Source organism: Paenibacillus physcomitrellae (genome assembly GCF_002240225.1).
In the GTDB taxonomy this organism is placed as follows: Bacteria; Bacillota; Bacilli; order Paenibacillales; family Paenibacillaceae; genus Fontibacillus; species Fontibacillus physcomitrellae.
Window position 1 is genome coordinate 698,197 of sequence record NZ_CP022584.1, and the last position, 19,365, is coordinate 717,561.

Consider the following 19,365-nt stretch of genomic DNA (forward strand, 5'->3'; position numbering starts at 1 on the left):
AAGGGATGAAGTTGTGAAACTTTCAGGCAACCAGCTGTTCTGGATCATGTTTTGTTTTCAAGTACATTATGCCTTAATGCCGGCTCTTCAATATGGCAAACAGGATGCTTGGCTGATTTGTCTGTTAAGCGGAGCAGGAGTGATTGCGATCACTTATCTGATGGCCAAAGTAAGCCAGCTGTCACCGGGAGACAACATTGCCGATCTTTGCCGGAAGCTGCTGGGAAAATGGGCGGGGAAGCTCATCCTGCTGCTCTACATCGTCGTCTGGTTTTTTCTGACGGCCGTAACGCTGCGGGAATGGGTCGATTATGTCTATCTAAAATTGCTGCCCCATACGCCAATCCCTATTGTGGTTCTGCCCATGTCCCTACTTCTTATTTATGTAAACTTAAAAGGAGGGATCTTCGCGATCGGCCGTTGCAGTCAGATCATTGGGCCGCTGTATTTTCTGATTGGCTTTGCCCCCGTGCTGCTGATGTTCGGCATTATGGACTGGACCAATCTGCTGCCGATCTATGCGGATACAGGCGTTCACCAGATCGTCAAAGGAGCCGTTCCAACACTGGGCAATACGATGGGCGGGGCCATGATGCCTCTGATGCTGACAGCCTTTATGCAGCAGCCACAACAAGCAACCAAATATGCTGTACGGGCGATGGGTTTATCCTCATTATGGGTGCTTATTGCCGCCCTGATCTCTGTACTGGTGCTCGGCTCTCACCTTGCCCCGCAGCTTACACTGCCTTGGGTAGTGTCTATAAGGTCAGTCTCGATCCTCAATTTCATTCAAAATATCGATGCGATAGCCGTTTTTGTTTATTCGTTCTCCCATTTTATCGCCCTTTCGGCAAGCACATTCGTTACCAGTTATGGATTAGCTCAATTGATCCATAAGAAGCTGTGGAAGCTGATGGTCGTCTGTGTTGTCGGGTTGTCCTTTCTGGCGGTCGTACTGACGTCCGATGTCGGCCACATTACTAATTTGTACCGCGACATTATTTGGGTCCGCTGGGTGCTGCCAGTGAATATGCTCGGCATTCCTTTGCTGCTTTGGATCATGGGGAAGATGAAGAAGGGTGCTTTGCAGTAAACCTCATATCTACCCAGTGTATTCCCAGCGCTGATGTACAAAACGCCCAACTATCTATTTACTTCCTGACCAATCTGAAATATCCCCCGTCCGGCCGATTTCGGAAGAGCGACGCGCGGCAAATGCACAACGGAGTGGTGGCAACGCAACGTGACCCATACGGGTTATTGAAGGCGATTCTTATAGACACATCAGGGACGTTTAGGGATTGAGAACGAATGTCGGATGAACGGTCTTGGACATCAAGCTGAGTCAAACGTTTTGAACGTTTCGTATTGCGGTAGAGGGGGATGCGATGAATGTTGGCGGGTTAACGCCTTATGGGTCAGGATTCTGCAATCATGACTAGGACATCCGGACTCATGTAAATTGGATGAAGAGCGTCCGATATACGGTAGAATCCGCCAATACGAATATAGGATCGGCCGCTGAAACGGTTAAACCCTGACGTTCCAGCATGGATAACGTCAAGTGGGATGAAATAATAGATCCATTGATGGATGAGTCTATGGAAGAAAAACTAAAAGCATCGGTTGATGCAATCGCCGCTAAGGATGTAGAGGCATTCCATAGGACATTAGGTCCGGGTATCGGTACTGAACATGATTTATCTATTAAACAATGCCGTAAATTTCACGACCGTAGATAAAGCGCATGAAGAAAACGGGCGAATTCTTGTTGCTGTGAATGGAGAAAATCTGCAGCAGGATGGAGGATCCCCGGTCATGGGATATACCTTTTATTTCGAGAAAGATGAAAGCGGCGAATGGCAGATTATAACGATTGATTAGAAAGTTAGAAGTTGCTTCACAGATTAAAGACCGATGTTTCTAATCCTTTCAACAGAAAAATAGTTTAAACTGAATGTTGCTTTATAAGCAAAGGGAGACCCTGAAAATGGGGGCTCCCTTATTTAGATTATTCTGTGATTTATATGGCTGAAAACGTTTGCCGTTCTAACCATTTTATTAAATAAAGACGATTGACGCCGCAAAACAACCGATGATATGATCAGGTTATTAAAATAATAAACACTGGTTTATTATAATAAACCATTTGGCTGGAGGCAAGAATGGAAAGAAAATACTGGGTTCCGGCTTTGGAGAAAGCAAACGATATTTTGCTGCTGATCAGCGAGCATCCCGCGGAGCTTAAATTGATCGATTTGTCCAAACAGCTGGAAATCAACAAAAGCTCCATGTTTACGCTGCTGAACACGATGGAAACGCTTCAATGGGTAGTCCGTGAAAATGACGGCACTTACTCGCTAGGTTCCAAGCTGGGCGCTTGGGGCAATGCGTTTTTCAAGCAGTTCAGTCTCATTGATCGGTTCCGGAAGGAAGCGGCAATAACGAAGCAGACTCTTCTTGAGACGATCCAGCTTGCCAAACTGGAGCAGCAAGAGGTGTTATACCTTGCCAAAGAGGAAATGCCATCCCCCGTCAGGATTGCTTCAGAGCCGGGCAAGAAACTGCCCGCCCATGCGACGGCGCTCGGGAAAGCCATGCTTGCGTGGCTGGATCACGCGGAACTTGCCGCCTTGTATGCCGAAGATGAGCTCGCGCCGAGCCTTACTCAGCATACGCTGCGCTCCCGGGAAGAGCTGCTCCGGGACCTCGCAGCCGTGAGGGAGACCGGCTATGCGTTTGATAGGGAAGAGGCGGTGATGGGCTTCTGCTGCGTAGCTGCTCCAATCCGCGACGGTGACGGGCGGGTCGTGGCCGCGATTAGCTGCTCCATGTTTAAGCATGAGTGGGAGCAGAAGCGGGAATTGGCCAAACAAGAAATTTGCGCTCTGGCAAAAAGGTTGTCGCAATCCTGAAGTTACAAAGTGGTAAACCTCTACTAATTATGAATGAGGAGTTGAAGGCCATGAGATTGCAGAACAAAATCATACTCATCACCGGTTCCGGTTCAGGAATCGGCAAAGCGACGGCGCTACTGTTCGCCGAGGAAGGCGCAACGATCATTGTCAACGATTTGGCGGCGGATAAAGGCCAGGAGACGGTAGAGGAGATTACGTCGGAAGGCGGCTCGGCCGTCTTCATTCAAGCCGATGTGACCGACCCTGAATCGGTAAAGTCGATGGTGGACGAAGCGATCGCCAATTTCGGCAGGATCGACGTCCTGTTCAACAATGCCGGGGTCAGTGGTGTCGGTGCTATTCACGAAGTAGAGCCGGAAGCGTGGGACCGCGTGATCAATATCAATATCCGCGGCGTCTTTTTGCCGAACAAATACGTGATTCCTCACATGATGGAGCAGCAGGGCGGCTCGATTATCAATATGTCCTCCTGTATCGCCGAGATCGGTTTGGCCAGCCGTGCTTCCTACTCGGCAACCAAAGGAGCCGTACTCGCTTTAACCAAATCGATGCAGGTCGATTACGCCCCTTACGGAATCCGCGTAAACGCCTTATTGCCGGGTACGGTGTTAACGCCGTTCGTTGAAGATTATTTGCGCACTTCCTACGACGATATGGAAGCAGGCTACGAATCGCTCAAAAAGCGCCAACTCAGCGGCGATCTGCTCCGTCCCGAGGATGTGGCCAAAGCCGCGTTATTCCTCGCATCGGACGATTCGAAATTCATGATGGGTTCCCCTCTTTATATTGACGGCGGTGTCGTCTTTGGCAAAAACGTATAACGTCTATCCAACAATCGGAGGTTAATGAAATCATATGAAACTACTTACTTTTAACGAAAATGGATTACAGCAGTTAGGCGTTAAAACGGACAGCGGTGTTGTACATATTATGAAAGCGCTGCAAAAGGTGCCGGCCAAGGGCGACGCTGTCCCAGCAACCGTCCACCAAGTCATCGAAGGCGGAGAAACGGCGTTATCCGCTTTGCAGGCGTATGTGAACGAGGTGCTGGCAGCAGGCGAAAGCAGCTGCATCTTGGATGAAACCGATTTGACTTACGAGCCATGCGTCCCGAATCCGAACAAAATCATCTGCGTTGGTCTCAACTACCGAAAGCATGCGGAAGAAACGAATGCGCCGATTCCGGAGTACCCGATTTTGTTCAACAAATTCAACAATACGCTGACCGGGAACGGTCATGATGTTCCACTGCCGATTAAAGTGACGGGCAAGGTGGACTATGAAGCGGAGCTGGTTATCGTGATTGGCAAGGAAGCGAAATACGTGTCCAAAGAAAACGCGCTCGATTACGTATTCGGATACTGCAACGTCAATGATTTGTCGGCCCGCGATCTGCAAATGCGCACCCATCAATGGCTGCTGGGCAAATCCTGCGACGGATTCAGCCCCTTGGGTCCCTACCTGGTAACGGCTGACGAAGTAGGCAACCCGAATGATTTGTCGATCCGCTGTATCGTGAACGGAGAGGTCCGTCAGGACTCGAACACTTCGGATATGATTTTCCATTGTGATGAAATCATCAGCTATATCTCCCAGCACATGACGCTTACGCCAGGCGATATTATCCTTACAGGAACTCCGGAAGGGGTCGTGCTCGGCTATCCGGAAGAGCAGCAGGTTTATCTGAAAGACGGAGACGTCGTGACGATTGAGATCGAGAAGCTTGGTTCTTTGACGAACCGCATGGTGAATGAGCAAGCCTAACTTCTAAATAAATAGGGGGTGCCTTGAATGTCTAAAGCTATTGAAGCCGGCGCCAGCGCGATTGTGATGGATGCCCGGGATCATGTGGCAACCGCGATTAAAGATTTACAGGCGGGAGATCACATCACTTTTATGAAAAAGGATCAAGCCACAGAGCTTGTGCTGCTTGACTCTATTCCTTTCGGGCATAAGGTGGCGATCGAAGATGTGCCTGCCGGTACGGAAATCCGCAAATATGGAGAAGTCATTGGCCGGACGACAGCGGACATTCTTGTCGGTCAGCATGTCCATGTGCATAACGTCGAGGGTATCCGCGGCCGCGGCGACCAGGCAAATGCCAAACAAGGAGGAACACAGTGATGACTCACATCATGGGATACAGAAGACCCAATGGCGAGATTGGCATCCGCAATCATCTCTTAATTATTCCTACGGTCATTTGTTCCAATCAAGTAAGCAGCCGGATTATGCAGATGGTGCCGGATACAGTGGCCATCCCGCATCAGCACGGCTGCAGCCAAATCGGCGCCGATAAGGACCGGACCTTTGATGTGCTGGCCGGTACGGGCCGCAATCCGAATGTCGGGGGCGTTATTATCGTCAGTCTTGGCTGCGAGGTTGTCGATCCTCAGGAGCTTGCCGAAGCTATCCGCCCTACGGGCAAGTTCGTTGAAGTCATCGACATTCAAGCGGTGGGCGGTTCCGTCAAAGCGATCCAGCATGGCATCGAGCTGGCCAAGGAAATGCGGGCTAAGCTTGATCAGATGCAGCCGGAGCCGGTGGCGCTGAGCGAGCTGATCATCGGCGTCAAATGCGGAGGTTCGGATGCTACCTCAGGACTCGCGTCGAATCCGGCGCTTGGGGCAGCTGCCGATACGCTTATCCAGCATGGCGGGGGCGTAGTTATCGGGGAAACGACCGAAATCATTGGAGCCGAACACATTCTGGCTTCCCGCTGCTCGACACCGGAAACGTCGGATAAGCTCTACCATATCGTAGACCGGTTCGAAAAAGAAGTAGAACGGATGGGCGCCGATATGCGCGGCGGCAATCCAAGTCCGGGCAACATTGCGGGCGGTTTGACGACGATCGAGGAGAAATCGCTCGGCTGCATCAGCAAATGCGGCACGGCTCCGATCCAAGGCGTGATCGAATATGCGGAGGATATTCCGAAGCATGGCCTGTACTTCATGGATTCCCCGGGGAACGATATCGAATGCGTATCCGGCATGGCTGCCGGCGGTGCGCATCTGGTTTGCTTCACTACCGGACGGGGAACGCCGACGGGCTCGGCCGTAATCCCGGTCATTAAAATTACAGGGAACACACGGATGTTTGAACGCATGTCCGACAACATGGACGTGAATGTCGGCGAAATGCTGGACGGCACGCTCAGCCTGGAGTCCGCGGGCAGCCGGATTTGGGAAGAAATTGTGGCGGTTGCAAACGGCAAGCTGACCAAAGCCGAAATATTGGGCCATACCGAGTTCAGCATTAACCGGATTGGACCAAGTTTATAATTCATCCGCCTTACCGGTACAACAAATGAAACCATAGGAGGCTTTTGGGAATGGGAAGATTAGCTGACAGAGTGGCTTTAGTCACTGGAGCAAGCCGGGGAATCGGAGAAGCTATCGCCATCCGGCTCGCGGAAGAAGGCGCGCATGTGGCGATCAATTATACGTCGGATCGTTCGCGCCCGCTTGCGGAGAAAGTGAAAGAGCAGGTTGAAGCTCATGGCGTGAAAGCGATGGTTGTCCAGGCGGACGTAGGCAATAAACAGCAGGTCGAGGCCATGTTCGAGCAAGTGCGCGGGCAGCTGGGCGAGGTGGAAATTCTCGTCAACAATGCCGGCATCGCTCCGTTTGAGCCGTTTATGCAGGTCTCGGAGGAAACGTGGGACCGCACCTATAACACCAATGTCAAATCAATATTCGTAGCCTCGCAGCTGGCGGCGAAATCGATGATCGAGAAACGTTACGGCAAAATCATCAATGTACTTTCGACGGCCAGCTTGATGGTCACAAGCCCGGTCATTCCGCATTACCAATCGTCCAAGGCTGCTGCCCATATGCTGACCAAAGGGATGGCGATTGAACTTGGCAAATACAATATCAATGTCAACGCCGTAGGTCCAAGCACCGTAGATACTGACATGTGTACCGATTTTCTGGCTGATCCGGAGATTCGCGCCAAGGAAATCGAAGCCAACCCGATGAAACGGCTAGGTACTTCCCGGCAGATCGGCGACGCCGTAGTGTTCCTCGCCTCCGAAGAGGCCATGCAGATCAACGGTCATCTGCTGATGGTCGACGGCGGACTTACTGTCAAAGCCGCTCAGCCTGACGACCATATGGAGCACTAAAAAGAATCTTCATGAGAGGTGCATCATGAAAGTATCTTTATTCATAACCTGCCTAAGCGACGCCATATACCCCAGAGTGGGGGAAGCGATGGTCCGGCTGTTGGCCAAATATGGCGTGCAATTGGATTTTCCGGACGTACAAACCTGCTGCGGCCAGCCGGCCTACAACAGCGGGTATTGGGACGAAGCCAGGAAATCGGCGAAAACGGTCCTGGAAGCTTTTGAGGACAGCGATTTTGTCGTTTCCCCGTCCGGTTCCTGTACTTATATGGTTCATCATTATGCGCATCTGTTTCAAGATGATCCCGTCTACCTGGATAAGGCTGTAAAGCTGCAGGAAAAAACGTACGAATTCACCCAGTTCCTGGTTCACGTTCTTGGGATTACGGATGTCGGCGCCGTGTTTCCGCATAAAGTCACTTATCATCCGTCCTGCCACGGCAGCAGGCTGCTTGGCATCAAGGATGAGCCGATGCAGCTGTTAAACGGGGTCAGCGGACTTCAGTTCGTTCCGCTTCCTTTTGCGGAGGATTGCTGCGGATTCGGCGGTACTTTTGCGGTCAAAATGTCGGATATTTCAGGCGCTATGGTCACGGAGAAAGCCGATCACGTGAAGGAAACGGAAGCGGAAGTGCTGGTGGGTCTGGATATGGGATGTTTAATGAACATCGCCGGCAATCTGCGGTACCGGGGGGAGCCTGTTAAGGTCATGCATCTGGCCGAATTGTTATACGAAGGAGTGACCCGGGCATGAACAAGGCGAATCCACCGCTCACAACGGTAAAGGAAAGAGCGGACCTGGCGCTGAACGACGAGTTTCTGCGCAAAGCGGTCCGGTTCACGACCGAAAGGCTGCGCAGCGGCAAAAAAACCGCCTCCGAGGAACACGGCCGCTGGGACGAATGGCGGGAGCGCGGCAGACAAATCCGGCTGCACACGATCGCCCATTTGGACTATTACTTAAATTTGTTCGCCGATAACGCCCGCGCTAACGGGGTTCATGTCCATTTTGCCGAAACGTCGGCGGAAGCGGTGACAATCGCTTTGGCTATTGCCGAACGGAAGTCTGCAAAGTCAGTGGTGAAATCCAAGTCGATGGTAACCGAAGAGCTGCATCTGAATCATGAGCTGGAGTCGATCGGCGTAGAAGCCATTGAGACGGATCTTGGCGAATACATCATTCAGCTTGCAGGCGAAACGCCCTCCCATATTATTATCCCGGCTATTCATAAGAACAGGTATCAAATAGCGGAAATGCTCTCCGAAGTCGCTGGGGAAACGCTTCCGCCGGATACGTCGGTTCTCGCAGGTTTCGTGCGTAAGAAGCTGAGGGAGAAATTCCTTGAGGCCGACATCGGCATGACGGGCTGCAACTTTGCGATTGCGGAGACCGGCTCGATGGTTCTGTTTGAGAATGAAGGCAACGCCCGCATGGTCACGACGGTTCCGAAGACGCAGATCACGTTAATGGGCATGGAACGCATCATCCCGTCCTGGTCCGACCTCGAGGTTATGGCCACGTTATTGCCCCGTTCGGCAACCGGTCAGAAGCTGACCGTTTATATGTCGGGTATAACCGGACCAAGAAGAGAACAGGACGCTGACGGACCGGAAGAAATGCATCTTATTATCGTGGATAACGGCCGCTCGCTCCAGCTTGGCGATCCGGAATTCCAGGAACTGCTGAACTGCATCCGCTGCGGCGCCTGTTTGAATGCCTGCCCCGTTTACCGGCATATCGGAGGCCATGCCTACGGCGGAACCTACAGCGGTCCGATCGGTGCCGTGCTGACGCCGGCTTTACAGAAGAATGTTGCCGAATGGGATGACATCGCGAGCGCTTCCAGCTTGTGCGGCGCTTGTTACGAAGCTTGCCCGGTTAAAATTCCGCTGCACGATATGCTGGTCTCTTTACGCCGCCGCAAGGTGGAAAGCGGACACGGCCAATCTATGGAATCCGCGGGCATGAAAGGTTTTGGCGCCGTGATGGCCAATTCCAGACGGTTCAAGCTTGTGCTCGGGCTTGGCAAAATGGGACAGAAGCTGGTCGCAAGAAACGGGGAAATCCGGTCGAAGCTGGGTCCCTTGAAAGGCTGGAACAACTACCGGGTTGCGCCGAGTTTGCCGAAGGAGTCCTTCCGGGACCGCTGGGGAACGCTGGAGCGGGAAATCCGTCATGGCCTGCAAGAGCTGGATCCCGCCGTTCGGGCAAGGATGGAAAACCTCGTGAAGGAAAGGGAAAACGGCGAAGGGAAGAAGGCCACTAGAAATTAGCAACTTAGAAATTGCCCACTTAGAAAGTGCCTAAGGAAGGAAAGCAGGAAATGCAGGGAAAGGAGGGCCCTCCATGTCGCAGACTGAGATTACGGAGAATATGGGAAATACAAGGGATACAGAGAATACGGAAAATAAGAAAAACACCCATCAGGAATGGCTGGATCAGCTGAGGAGAGAATCGCTGGCCAAGCAGGAAAAGTTCATGAACGGCATTGCCGGCAAGCTGGGCAGGCCTCGTGTGACCGAGAAGCCGGAGCATCCTTTTCGCGGTGCGCCGGACTTCTGGAACTCGTTTGAATGGCCGATGGAAGAGCGAATCGAAAGGTTTACCGCAAATTTCCAAAGTGCTGGCGGCCATGTGGCCAGATGCCTTACGATGGAAGAAGCCAAAACGTTTATTGCCGATAAAGCGAGAGAAACTAGCGCCAAATATATTATCCGTCAGGATCAGCCGGAGCTTGACGCCCTTGGACTGGAAAACGAGCTCCCTGAAGCAAAGCTTACGGTATGGAATCATGGGCAGGAACCTGCTGAACATGCACAAGAGGAGGACTGGAAAGCACGGGCTGCGGAAGCGGATATGGGGATTGTGCTCGTTGATTATGCTACCGCTTACACAGGCTCGATGACCGTGCTGTCCTCTAAGGCCAAGGGCAGGTCCGTCAGTCTTCTTCCTACGATTTTGATGGCTATTCTTCCTGTGGAGCGGCTTCGCACAAGGCTCGGAGAAACGCTGGTTCATTTTGACCGGGCCGGAAGAGATAATCTGCCTGCTGGGATTCATTTTATTTCGGGTCCCAGCCGTTCGGCCGATATTGAAAATGACCTTACCATCGGGGTTCACGGCCCCGGGATCGTTTATGCCATCCTGGTAGGGTAGGGAAAATGGATGACTAAAACAAAAACAGTACGAATCCAGGAGGGAGTCCCTTGTTAATCGGTATATCCAAACTGATTTCGCCTGACCTGATTAAAATACTCATGGAAATGGGCCATGGCGACGAAATCGTCCTCGCCGACGCTAATTTCCCTGCAGCAAGCGTGGCGCAAAGGCTGGTCCGGGCTGACGGCCATTCGATTCCGGAGCTGCTTAAGGCCATTCTTCGCCTTTTCCCTCTTGATTCTTACTCTTCAAAACAAGCGGCGCTAATGGAAGTCGTCCCCGGCGATCCGGTGGAGACACCGATTTGGACCGTGTACGAAGATATTATTCATAGGCATTATGGTCAAAACCAGCCGTTCGTCGGTTTCGAAGTAGTGGAGCGATTTGCGTTTTATGAACGGGCTAAAAAGGCCTATGCCATCGTAGCCACGGGGGAATCCGCCCAGTATGCGAATATCATTTTGCGAAAAGGAGTGATTACGGCTCATGCGGATTGATGCGCATCAGCATTATTGGAAGCTGGCCCGAGGGGATTATGATTGGATCACGCCCGATATGCCCGTATTGAACCGTGATTATCTTCCCTCCGATCTGGCGCCTCATCTCAAGCAGCACAGGATGGACGGCTCAATTGTCGTTCAAGCTGCCCAAGCGATGGAAGAAACGGATTATTTGCTGTCGTTAGCCGGTGAAGAGGAATCTATTCTTGGGGTAGTAGGCTGGCTTGATTTACAAGATTCGTCCTACAAGGAAAACCTTGAACGGTTTCGGCGTCATCCCAAATTTGTGGGTATCCGCGTCATGATTCAGGAGATGCCCGATGCCGCGGTGATTCTCCATGAGCCCTTTATCGAGGCTTTTACTTATTTGAGTGAACAGGAGACGCCCGTTGACCTGCTGGTCACCTCGGGCCAACTGGACTCTCTCGTTCAGCTGATGGATCTAGTGCCGGATTTGCATGGCGTAGTTGATCATCTAGCCAAACCGGACATTGCCAATCAAAGGCTGGAACCGTGGAAAAGTCAAATGAAGCAGATCGCCAGGCATCCGAATGTGTACTGCAAGTTATCGGGAATGGTGACCGAAGCCGACCACCTGCAATGGCAGCCGTCTGATTTCACGTCGTATATTCATTCTATTTTAGAGATATTTGGCCCTGATCGTGTGATGTTCGGAAGCGACTGGCCGGTTTGCCTGCTCGCGGCGAGTTATTCGCAAGTGTTTGAGCTTTTGAACGATCAGCTGCCACAAACCTTAACCGCCGAGCAGAAAGAGAATATTTTTGGCCATAATGCAAGCCGGTTCTACAAATTGAAAGCGCTGCCGCATATCTAATATTAAGGATGGAAAGGAGGAGGAATGGACCGGATGGGAAGCAGGATCAGCCGGATGAACGTTACGGAAGAAATCTACAGAATCGTCAAAGAAGATATTTTAACGCATAAGCTGCCTGCCGGTGAGAAAGTCAACATCGATCAACTCGCGCGAACGCTGGAAGTCAGCAATATCCCCATTCGCGAAGCGTTATCCCGGCTGCAGTCTGAAGGTTATTTGCATATGGTCCCCTTCAAAGGGATGTTTGTTAATCTAATGAGCCTCCAGCAATTAGACGAAATATTTGAAATCCGATTACAGCTGGAGCCCTTTGCCGCCGGAAAAGCAGCATTAATTATTCCTGATGGAAAGCTCGCCCAATTGAGCTCGGCCTTGGATTCGATTCGCGCCAATGAAACTGCCCGTACAAATGACGGTCTGCAGATGATCACGGAAATGAACGATTCCATTCATGGCACGATACTTAAGTACTGCGATAATCACAGCCTGCGAACGTTGGTGAACGGTTATCTTGAGCAGACTCAAAGATACCTCACGTTTATAGAATTAACTCTGGATGTAGACGACCGGGAAGTGGAATGGGCCGAACATCATGCTATTTTGCAGCAGCTAATCCAGCGGAACGTCAACGGGGCTTCAGCCGCAATGTTCGATCATATCAGCAAGGCCAGACGCAGGGCAAACGTCCATTTCAGGAATACAGGAGGCTAAAACATGCAGCTGCAGGGGAAAGTGGCGATCCTTACAGGGGCCGGCTCCGGAATCGGAGAAACGGCGGCCAAGTTATTCGCCGATCAAGGCGCCCATGTTGTCATAGTTGATTGGAATGAAACCCAGGCTGTCCGCGTCGCTGACGAGATCAATCGAAAGCAGCCGCCAAACGGCCGGGCCTTAGCGGTGAAGACGGATGTTTCTTCGGAGCAGCAGGTGAAACGGCTCGTCCAGCAAACCATTACCGCCTTCGGTTCTATTGATATTTTGGTTAACAATGCGGCCGTCGTCCTTCCCAAGGAGCTTGAGGACATTTCCGAAGACGAATGGAACCGGACTGTAGACGTTAATTTGAAGAGCGTTTTTCTGATGATTAAACATTGCATACCTGAGCTTAGAAAACATAGAGGAACCATCGTGAACTTGGCGTCGCTCAACGGATTGATGGGACAACGCCAAAATCCCGTTTATTCGGCAACAAAAGGCGCGGTCATAGCGATGACTAAAGCGCTCGCGCTAGACTACGCACAGGATGGTGTACGCGTAAACTGCCTTTGTCCAGCCGGTGTGTCGACGCCGTTGTTGGAAGAATGGATCAGCCGGCAGCCGGACCCGGCTGAAACGGTTCAGGCGCTGAAAGACATGCACCCGCTGGGCAGAAGCGCAACCCCAGAAGAGGTTGCCAAAGCCGTGTTGTACCTGGCAAGTGATGCGTCAGCTTTTATTACGGGGGTTGCCCTTCCCGTTGATGGGGGCGCATCTTTAGGATACTAAATTTAGGCTGTTAAATTTTAGGCTATTAAACGAGATTCACGGAGACTCACGGAGAGCCGGGAAATCATGCAATCCAATATTATTCTCCAATCAAAATCATACACGATATATGATAATAATCATTTGGAGGTTAGAACGGATGAAAATTATTAATGTTGAAAGCTTTATTTTACATGTACCTTTGAATCCGCCGATTACAGATGCCATCAATTCACCGACCCACTGGGGGCTGCCGGGGGTTCGGATTTTTACGGATGAAGGCATCGTCGGCTACGGCTATACAGGCACATGTGCTTATGGAGACAAGCTCATTACGGATACAATCGATGACTATTACGCGCCGGTTCTGATGGGCAAAGATCCTTTTCAAGTCAAGGAAATCTGGGACGAACTGCGTTTTGGCCAGATGCATTGGATCGGTCGCGCAGGGGTTACCCATATGGCCCTTGCCGCCGTCGATATTGCCTTGTGGGATATCATGTCCAAAGCGGCCAACAAACCGCTGTGGCAGTATCTCGGCGGCCATAAATCCAAAGGAATCAAAGCTTATAACACAAACGGCGGCTGGCTGAACTGGACAAAAGAAAGATTGCTGCAGGATATTAGTTCCTATGTGGAAGAAGGGTTTACAGGCGTCAAAATGAAGGTCGGAAAACCGAACACCCTGGAGGATTACGACCGGGTTAAAGCCGTCCGCGAGCTGATCGGCAATGAGATTATCCTTATGATTGACGTGAATCAGCAATGGAATATCAATACGGCCATGACCTGGGGGAAGAAGCTGGAGGAGTTCGACCTGTTCTGGCTGGAGGAGCCGCTTAACCCCGACGATATCCTGGGACATAAAAAGTTAGCCGACGAATTAAACGTTCCGATTGCGCTTGGCGAACATGTCTATCATAAATATGCCTTCCGGGATTACATCCATAACGGAGCGGTAGAATACGTGCAGGTCGACTGCACGCGTGTCGGTGGCATTACGGAATGGCTTCAAGTAGCCGGTCTTGCGGCCGCTTACGATCTGCCCGTTGTTCCCCACGTGGGAGATATGGGCCAAATCCACCAGCATCTCGTCGGAGCTACGCAAAATGCCATTATGCTGGAATACATTCCCTGGATCCGGGATATTTTTGTTGAACCTGCAACGGTCAAAAACGGCTATTATGTCCTGCCGGAAATGCCGGGCGCATCGACCGAGATAATTCCGCAGTATTTTGAGAAATACCGGGTGAAATAAGACCGCTTAAAAAATACAGTGCCTTCATGCTGCGGGATATGTTACCTTATACTGAGAAAGAAAATTCAGCAAGCGACTTTGGAGGTGGATTTATGAAAGCGCTTTTTATTGGAGGAACCGGAACGATCAGCTCGGCTATTACCCAGCAGCTTATCAACCAAGGATGTGAGTTGTATCTCTTAAACCGCGGTTCCAGGAATGATGAACTGCCTGCCGGTGTGAAGACTCTTATTGCCGATATTCAAGATGAAGACAAGGTGGCCAAGCTGATTCAGGATTTGGAGTTTGATGTGGTGGCAGATTTTATCGCTTTTGTTCCAGAGCAGTTGGAACGGGACTACCGGTTGTTTAATGGAAAAACAAAGCAATTCATCTTCATCAGCTCGGCATCCGCTTACCAGACTCCGCTGTCCGATTACCGGATCACCGAGGGCACGCCTTTGTCCAACCCGCTGTGGGAGTATTCCAGAAACAAGATTGCCTGTGAAGAATATTTGATGAAGCAATATCGCGAACAGGGTTTTCCCATTACGATTGTTAGGCCAAGCCATACTTATGATGAGCGTTCCATTCCGCTGGGCGTCCATGGCAGCAAAGGAACGTGGCAGGTTGCCAAACGGATGCTGGAGAACAAGCCGGTTATCATTCATGGAGACGGGACTTCCTTATGGACCATGACGCATAACCGGGATTTTGCAAAAGGGTTTATCGGTCTCATGGGCAATATTCACGCCATCGGCGAATCGGTGCACATTACCTCGGATGAATCCGTGACCTGGAATCAAATTTATGAAATCATCGCAAGCAACCTGGGCGTCAAGCTGCAAGCCGTACATGTGTCATCCGAGTTTCTGGCGGCCTGCAGCACCGAGGATTACCGGGGCGGTTTGCTGGGCGATAAGGCCAATACCGTGGTGTTTGATAACTCCAAGATCAAAAGGCTGGTTCCGGAATTTACAGCCACAATCCGCCTTGATCAGGGAATTAAAGAAACGGTGGACCATATCCTGACCCATCCCGAATACCAAACAGAGGATCCGGAATTTGATGCGTGGTGTGATAAAGTCATTCAAGCTTTGGAGGCTGCTGCAGACGCAATCAAAGGCTGAAGAGAAAGAGGGGCAAGGGGACAGGCGTGCCTGTCCCTTTTTTGTTGCTCGAGTTCTTCAAGTCCTTCAGGCTTTTTGCCGCACTTTTGACCAAGGGAGGTTATGGGCATGCACATCTTGATTGTCGATGATGAAAGGATTATACGAAATGGGCTGAAAAATATGCTGCTCTCCTATCACACCCCCTTTGCCAGCATCCGGCTGGCCGAGAACGGAGAGCAGGCAATGGAGCTGATCCGGCAGGACCCGCCAAATCTGGTCATTACGGATATCCGAATGCCGAAGATGGATGGTCTTGAACTTTGTAAGCGCATTCACAAATCTTATAATTTTATTACGGTCGTTGTCCTCTCCGGATTTGCCGAATTCGAATATGCGAAACAATGCATGACCTACGGGGTGAAGGAGTATTTGCTTAAGCCTGTTGTTAAAGCGGATATCCATGAATTGCTCGATAAGCTGCTGGAGGCAAACAAGAAGGGCGTGCTCACCCCCACGCAGTCGGAGAAATACCTGGACGAGATGACCGAGCATATTTGGCAGCTGCGGCTTCAGGAGCTGGACGGGGTGCTTGAGCAGTGGCTTTGCTATTGCCGCGGATGCACGGATCATCCCAGTCAATTAAAAGAGCTGCTGGAGGACTCCTTCCAGGCGGTGTTAGATCGCTTGAAAGCCAAAGGCCACGGTTATACCGAACCCGCTCCTTATATACAAGAGAGTCCCTTGAATGATGTTGACGGAAGATTCCGCGAGAAAATTCGCGAGCTAACCGATGAGCTGGCCATGCGGCGGGGCGGATTTAAAGATCTGATGGCCGAAGCCAAGTCCTACATTGAGCAAAATATTGCCAAAGAGATCACGCTCGAGGAGGTCGCCAATCTTGTAGGACTGACCCCCAATTATTTCAGTCTCTATTTCAAAAAAACGACAGGCACCACGTTTATCAACTATCGGATGAAGAAACGGATCGAGCTGGCCGAACAGCTGCTGGCGCTGCCCCATTACCGGATTGTAGACGTGGCGCATGAGATCGGCTATGAGGATTATTCACATTTCGCCAAGACCTTCCGGAAAATAAAGGGACTTACGCCCACTGAATTCCGCAGCAGGCTGGGGATCAAATAGATGATGAAGCGGAGAAAGGGCCTGCTGTTTCGGTTGTATACCTACTTTGTCATCATGATTCTGGTGCCTTTATTTATCCTGGGGCTGTCGACTTATTATGGGGCTTCTGCCAAACTGCGGGATCAGGCGGAGGCCAACATGGCCCAGGTCGTCAATATTACCTCGCACCACCTTGAACAATATATTCGCAGCTATGAATATTCAACCTTGTCTTTGCTCAGCAACATAGACATCAAGGAATACCTCGATCTGAACCCGGGCTCCAACTACGAGAATTACTTTTATATTTCCAGGATTAAAGATTATGCTTTCGAACCGCTCCTGATTCGCTATCCGGACGTTATCTCTTCTCTGTATATTGTTCGCCAGGACGGGCGTACAGTGCTTGAAAACCAAGGAGGGGCTGTTGACCCTACCAGTTCCTTCTCTCAAGCCTATTTCAGCCAATTGTTTCAGCAGATTCCGGACAACGGCAAACTGATGATTCTGAACAACGGCGTGACCTCACAGGATGGCCATTACATTACTTTAGCCCGCAAGATTAGGGGCCTGCGCTCCATGGACTATAAAGGAATTTTGGCGATAGAGCTTAGAAGCACCGATTTATCTTCGCTGTGGAAAGGAATCGAACTGGGACCGCAAAGCCATTTCAGCATCTCGGATGATCAAGGGAAAATCATCTACCATACCGACCCGGCCAAAATCGGCCAACAGCAGCCTTGGGCTTCAAGCATCAAGCTGTCGGATGACCGTGTGGAGTCCTTCGTCAATAAAGAAGACGGCACCGAGCAGTTCATCGTCGGCTTACATTCGTCATATACAGACTGGGACCTGCAGATATCCATTCCCATGAACGATCTGCGCCAGCCAATCATCCGGGTGCGGACCAATATGCTGTGGATTGGCGCCATTACGCTTATAGTGGCCCTGGTCATGGCCTATCGGCTCAGCTATTCCATTACGAACCCGATTCAGAACCTGCGGCGCGGCATGAAGAAGGCCGAGAAAGGCGACTGGACAAGAATTCCGCTCAGCGGCAAAAAAGACGAGGTAGACGAGCTCATTGTGAGCTATAACTCCATGGTGTACCGGCTCTCCGATCTGATCGATCAAGTCTATGAGGCAGAACACTTCAAACGGGAAGCGGAGCTGGAACGGCAGCAGGCGGAGCTGCAGGCGCTGCAAATGCAGATCAATCCGCATTTCTTGTACAACACGCTGGAAACGATCGTGTGTTTTCCGGCGGTTCAGGATTCCGCCGAGGTATCGGAAATCGTCAAGAGCATGGCTTATATGCTGAGATACTCCGTTCAAACAAGCCTCGAGGAAATCACGGTTGCCAATGAGCTGAAGCATGTGCTGAACTACATGTCCATCCTGAAGCACCGCTACGGAAAAGAATTTGAGTTCGATGTGGAAATTCCTCCGGCTTATTTGCTGAACAAGATGGTCAGACTCACGCTGCAGCCATTAGTGGAAAATGTATTCCAGCATGCCTTCTTTGAGGGCATTCAGGACGATCATCGGATTTGCATCAAGGCACAAGAGGAGGAAGACAGTTTCATCGTTTCCGTCTCGGACAATGGGGCCGGGATGGATGAGGCCAGACTGCTGGAGCTGCGCGCCAGCCTGAATACCAAACGGTTGACTGAAGCGCAGAACGGCAAGGGAGGCATCGGCCTCCTGAATGTTCACCGGCGGATTCAGCTGGTATTCGGCGAAGCGTACGGCCTGCAAGTGGAGAGCCTGCCCGGCCAAGGAACGGTGGTTCGTATGGTGATGCCGAAATCGGATCATGCCGAAATCGTAAATAAAGCCATATCAACAAAGATGGCGCCATCGTCCGTGTGATCTCCATAAGGTACGATGATCGTACCAAACTTTTAAATAGGAGATGACTCCGATGGCACAAAGCACCGTTCCCCAGACAGCCTCCAGCCCGATTCCAGTCCGTAAGACGCCGAGGGATCGATGGTCAAATTTCAGAAAATATAAAGCTTTATACCTGCTGTCGATTCCGGGCATTCTTTATTTCCTGCTGTTTAAGTACGTTCCTCTGCTGGGCTCCGTGATGGCCTTCCAGGATTACAGCATTTTTAAAGGCTATTTAGGAAGTCCTTGGGTAGGACTTGCCCATTTCGAGCGGATGTTCCAATACCCGGATTTTCTGCGGATTTTGAAAAACACGCTGCTGCTGGCCTTTTACAGCTTGGGCATCGGTTTTCCCGTCCCGATTATTCTGGCGCTGCTGCTAAATGAAATACGCCGGATGTTCTTCAAACGAACCCTGCAGACCGTTCTATACCTGCCGCATTTCCTCTCCTGGGTGGTGATTGGCGGGATCGCCATTGAGATTCTGTCGCCGCGAACAGGGATCGTCAATAATATCCTTACTTCGCTCGGGTTTGATTCGATTTATTTCATGGGTGAGAACTCCTATATCCGTACCATTCTCGTGTCCTCGGGGATCTGGAAAGATGCGGGCTGGGGAACCATTATTTATCTCGCTGCACTGACAGGTATTAATCCCGATTTGTACGAAGCCGCTGAAATGGACGGGGCCAGCCGCTGGAGACAAACCTTATCGATAACCATTCCGGCCATCCTGCCTACCGTAACCATTTTGTTCTTGCTGCAGATCGGCCACTTTATGGATTTTGGCTTTGAAAGAGTCCTGGTCTTCCTGAATACCCTTAATTCGCAAAACGGCGAAATTATCGATACGTACATTTATTCGGCCGGCCTTCTTGACCGGCAGTACAGCTACACGACTGCCATCGGCCTCTTCAAATCCGTAGTGGGTCTTGTCCTGATTGTGTCAGGGAACTGGCTCAGCAAAAAAATGACCGGCGAAGGATTATATTGAG

General features: G+C 50.9%; 20 protein-coding genes. All 20 read left to right on the forward strand.

Features of this window, described 5'->3' with window-relative positions; translation table 11 throughout:
• Positions 1 to 13 precede the first annotated feature (13 nt).
• The 20 genes from CBE73_RS03180 to CBE73_RS03275 all read left to right on the forward strand — a co-directional run bounded on the left by CBE73_RS03180 (position 14) and on the right by CBE73_RS03275 (position 19,364).
• Entirely contained in the window at positions 14 to 1,093 is a 1,080-nt protein-coding gene (locus CBE73_RS03180; protein ID WP_094092971.1) for a GerAB/ArcD/ProY family transporter, read from the forward strand.
• Positions 1,094 to 1,550: 457 nt separating this feature from the next.
• A complete protein-coding gene (locus CBE73_RS22070; RefSeq protein WP_174704649.1) occupies positions 1,551 to 1,742 on the forward strand; it encodes a hypothetical protein in 192 nt (63 codons plus the stop codon).
• Between the two features lie 423 nt (positions 1,743 to 2,165).
• Positions 2,166 to 2,915, forward strand: a complete 750-nt coding sequence (locus CBE73_RS03190) for an IclR family transcriptional regulator (RefSeq protein ID WP_094092973.1) — start codon at positions 2,166 to 2,168, stop codon at positions 2,913 to 2,915.
• A 50-nt stretch (positions 2,916 to 2,965) separates the two neighbouring features.
• Positions 2,966 to 3,739 (forward strand): SDR family NAD(P)-dependent oxidoreductase, encoded by a 774-nt coding sequence (locus CBE73_RS03195; RefSeq protein ID WP_094092974.1) that lies wholly within the window; start codon positions 2,966 to 2,968, stop codon positions 3,737 to 3,739.
• A gap of 34 nt (positions 3,740 to 3,773) precedes the next feature.
• Positions 3,774 to 4,682: a fumarylacetoacetate hydrolase family protein gene (locus tag CBE73_RS03200; RefSeq protein ID WP_094092975.1), complete on the forward strand. Its 909-nt coding sequence runs from the start codon at positions 3,774 to 3,776 to the stop codon at positions 4,680 to 4,682.
• A 27-nt stretch (positions 4,683 to 4,709) separates the two neighbouring features.
• Positions 4,710 to 5,042, forward strand: coding sequence for a UxaA family hydrolase (locus CBE73_RS03205; protein WP_094092976.1), 333 nt, complete (start codon positions 4,710 to 4,712; stop codon positions 5,040 to 5,042).
• Complete coding sequence (locus tag CBE73_RS03210) at positions 5,042 to 6,202, forward strand: UxaA family hydrolase (RefSeq protein WP_094092977.1); 1,161 nt, start codon at positions 5,042 to 5,044, stop codon at positions 6,200 to 6,202. The genes CBE73_RS03205 and CBE73_RS03210 overlap by 1 nt, the downstream gene beginning before the upstream one ends.
• A gap of 50 nt (positions 6,203 to 6,252) precedes the next feature.
• Positions 6,253 to 7,047: an SDR family NAD(P)-dependent oxidoreductase gene (locus CBE73_RS03215; RefSeq protein WP_094092978.1), complete on the forward strand. Its 795-nt coding sequence runs from the start codon at positions 6,253 to 6,255 to the stop codon at positions 7,045 to 7,047.
• A gap of 25 nt (positions 7,048 to 7,072) precedes the next feature.
• Positions 7,073 to 7,801 carry a (Fe-S)-binding protein gene (locus CBE73_RS03220; RefSeq protein ID WP_094092979.1) on the forward strand — a complete coding sequence of 243 codons (729 nt, stop codon included), beginning with the start codon at positions 7,073 to 7,075 and terminating at the stop codon, positions 7,799 to 7,801.
• Positions 7,798 to 9,321 carry a LutB/LldF family L-lactate oxidation iron-sulfur protein gene (locus tag CBE73_RS03225; protein ID WP_094092980.1) on the forward strand — a complete coding sequence of 508 codons (1,524 nt, stop codon included), beginning with the start codon at positions 7,798 to 7,800 and terminating at the stop codon, positions 9,319 to 9,321. Before CBE73_RS03220 ends, CBE73_RS03225 begins: the two co-directional genes overlap by 4 nt.
• A gap of 100 nt (positions 9,322 to 9,421) precedes the next feature.
• A complete protein-coding gene (locus tag CBE73_RS03230) occupies positions 9,422 to 10,204 on the forward strand; it encodes a LutC/YkgG family protein (protein WP_094096107.1) in 783 nt (260 codons plus the stop codon).
• A 50-nt stretch (positions 10,205 to 10,254) separates the two neighbouring features.
• Positions 10,255 to 10,704: an L-fucose mutarotase gene (gene fucU / locus CBE73_RS03235; protein ID WP_094092981.1), complete on the forward strand. Its 450-nt coding sequence runs from the start codon at positions 10,255 to 10,257 to the stop codon at positions 10,702 to 10,704.
• Positions 10,694 to 11,542 (forward strand): amidohydrolase family protein, encoded by an 849-nt coding sequence (locus CBE73_RS03240; protein ID WP_094092982.1) that lies wholly within the window; start codon positions 10,694 to 10,696, stop codon positions 11,540 to 11,542. Before fucU ends, CBE73_RS03240 begins: the two co-directional genes overlap by 11 nt.
• 33 nt (positions 11,543 to 11,575) lie before the next feature.
• Positions 11,576 to 12,253: a GntR family transcriptional regulator gene (locus CBE73_RS03245; RefSeq protein WP_174704650.1), complete on the forward strand. Its 678-nt coding sequence runs from the start codon at positions 11,576 to 11,578 to the stop codon at positions 12,251 to 12,253.
• A 3-nt stretch (positions 12,254 to 12,256) separates the two neighbouring features.
• A complete protein-coding gene (locus CBE73_RS03250) occupies positions 12,257 to 13,027 on the forward strand; it encodes an SDR family NAD(P)-dependent oxidoreductase (protein ID WP_094092984.1) in 771 nt (256 codons plus the stop codon).
• Positions 13,028 to 13,166: 139 nt separating this feature from the next.
• Positions 13,167 to 14,264 (forward strand): mandelate racemase/muconate lactonizing enzyme family protein, encoded by a 1,098-nt coding sequence (locus CBE73_RS03255; protein WP_094092985.1) that lies wholly within the window; start codon positions 13,167 to 13,169, stop codon positions 14,262 to 14,264.
• Positions 14,265 to 14,356: 92 nt separating this feature from the next.
• A complete protein-coding gene (locus CBE73_RS03260; RefSeq protein WP_094092986.1) occupies positions 14,357 to 15,373 on the forward strand; it encodes an SDR family oxidoreductase in 1,017 nt (338 codons plus the stop codon).
• Positions 15,374 to 15,481: 108 nt separating this feature from the next.
• Positions 15,482 to 16,498 carry a response regulator transcription factor gene (locus CBE73_RS03265; protein WP_174704651.1) on the forward strand — a complete coding sequence of 339 codons (1,017 nt, stop codon included), beginning with the start codon at positions 15,482 to 15,484 and terminating at the stop codon, positions 16,496 to 16,498.
• On the forward strand, positions 16,499 to 18,349 hold the full coding sequence (locus CBE73_RS03270; protein WP_229752553.1) for a sensor histidine kinase: 1,851 nt from the start codon (positions 16,499 to 16,501) through the stop codon (positions 18,347 to 18,349).
• Positions 18,350 to 18,401: 52 nt separating this feature from the next.
• On the forward strand, positions 18,402 to 19,364 hold the full coding sequence (locus CBE73_RS03275) for an ABC transporter permease (protein ID WP_094092988.1): 963 nt from the start codon (positions 18,402 to 18,404) through the stop codon (positions 19,362 to 19,364).
• The last annotated feature ends 1 nt before the right edge of the window (position 19,365 follow it).

Bases quoted from the DNA above. Each gene is read 5' to 3' on its own strand.
- CBE73_RS03205 (WP_094092976.1), top strand. From the start codon at position 4,710: ATGTCTAAAGCTATTGAAGCCGGCGCCAGCGCGATTGTGATGGATGCC.
- CBE73_RS03275 (WP_094092988.1), top strand. From the start codon at position 18,402: ATGGCACAAAGCACCGTTCCCCAGACAGCCTCCAGCCCGATTCCAGTC.
- CBE73_RS03260 (WP_094092986.1), top strand. From the start codon at position 14,357: ATGAAAGCGCTTTTTATTGGAGGAACCGGAACGATCAGCTCGGCTATT.
- CBE73_RS03190 (WP_094092973.1), top strand. From the start codon at position 2,166: ATGGAAAGAAAATACTGGGTTCCGGCTTTGGAGAAAGCAAACGATATT.
- CBE73_RS03210 (WP_094092977.1), top strand. From the start codon at position 5,042: ATGACTCACATCATGGGATACAGAAGACCCAATGGCGAGATTGGCATC.
- CBE73_RS03245 (WP_174704650.1), top strand. From the start codon at position 11,576: ATGGGAAGCAGGATCAGCCGGATGAACGTTACGGAAGAAATCTACAGA.
- CBE73_RS03195 (WP_094092974.1), top strand. From the start codon at position 2,966: ATGAGATTGCAGAACAAAATCATACTCATCACCGGTTCCGGTTCAGGA.
- CBE73_RS03225 (WP_094092980.1), top strand. From the start codon at position 7,798: ATGAACAAGGCGAATCCACCGCTCACAACGGTAAAGGAAAGAGCGGAC.
- CBE73_RS03270 (WP_229752553.1), top strand. From the start codon at position 16,499: ATGATGAAGCGGAGAAAGGGCCTGCTGTTTCGGTTGTATACCTACTTT.
- CBE73_RS03240 (WP_094092982.1), top strand. From the start codon at position 10,694: ATGCGGATTGATGCGCATCAGCATTATTGGAAGCTGGCCCGAGGGGAT.
- CBE73_RS03220 (WP_094092979.1), top strand. From the start codon at position 7,073: ATGAAAGTATCTTTATTCATAACCTGCCTAAGCGACGCCATATACCCC.
- CBE73_RS03250 (WP_094092984.1), top strand. From the start codon at position 12,257: ATGCAGCTGCAGGGGAAAGTGGCGATCCTTACAGGGGCCGGCTCCGGA.
- CBE73_RS03265 (WP_174704651.1), top strand. From the start codon at position 15,482: ATGCACATCTTGATTGTCGATGATGAAAGGATTATACGAAATGGGCTG.
- CBE73_RS03200 (WP_094092975.1), top strand. From the start codon at position 3,774: ATGAAACTACTTACTTTTAACGAAAATGGATTACAGCAGTTAGGCGTT.
- CBE73_RS22070 (WP_174704649.1), top strand. From the start codon at position 1,551: ATGGATAACGTCAAGTGGGATGAAATAATAGATCCATTGATGGATGAG.
- CBE73_RS03230 (WP_094096107.1), top strand. From the start codon at position 9,422: ATGGGAAATACAAGGGATACAGAGAATACGGAAAATAAGAAAAACACC.
- CBE73_RS03215 (WP_094092978.1), top strand. From the start codon at position 6,253: ATGGGAAGATTAGCTGACAGAGTGGCTTTAGTCACTGGAGCAAGCCGG.
- CBE73_RS03255 (WP_094092985.1), top strand. From the start codon at position 13,167: ATGAAAATTATTAATGTTGAAAGCTTTATTTTACATGTACCTTTGAAT.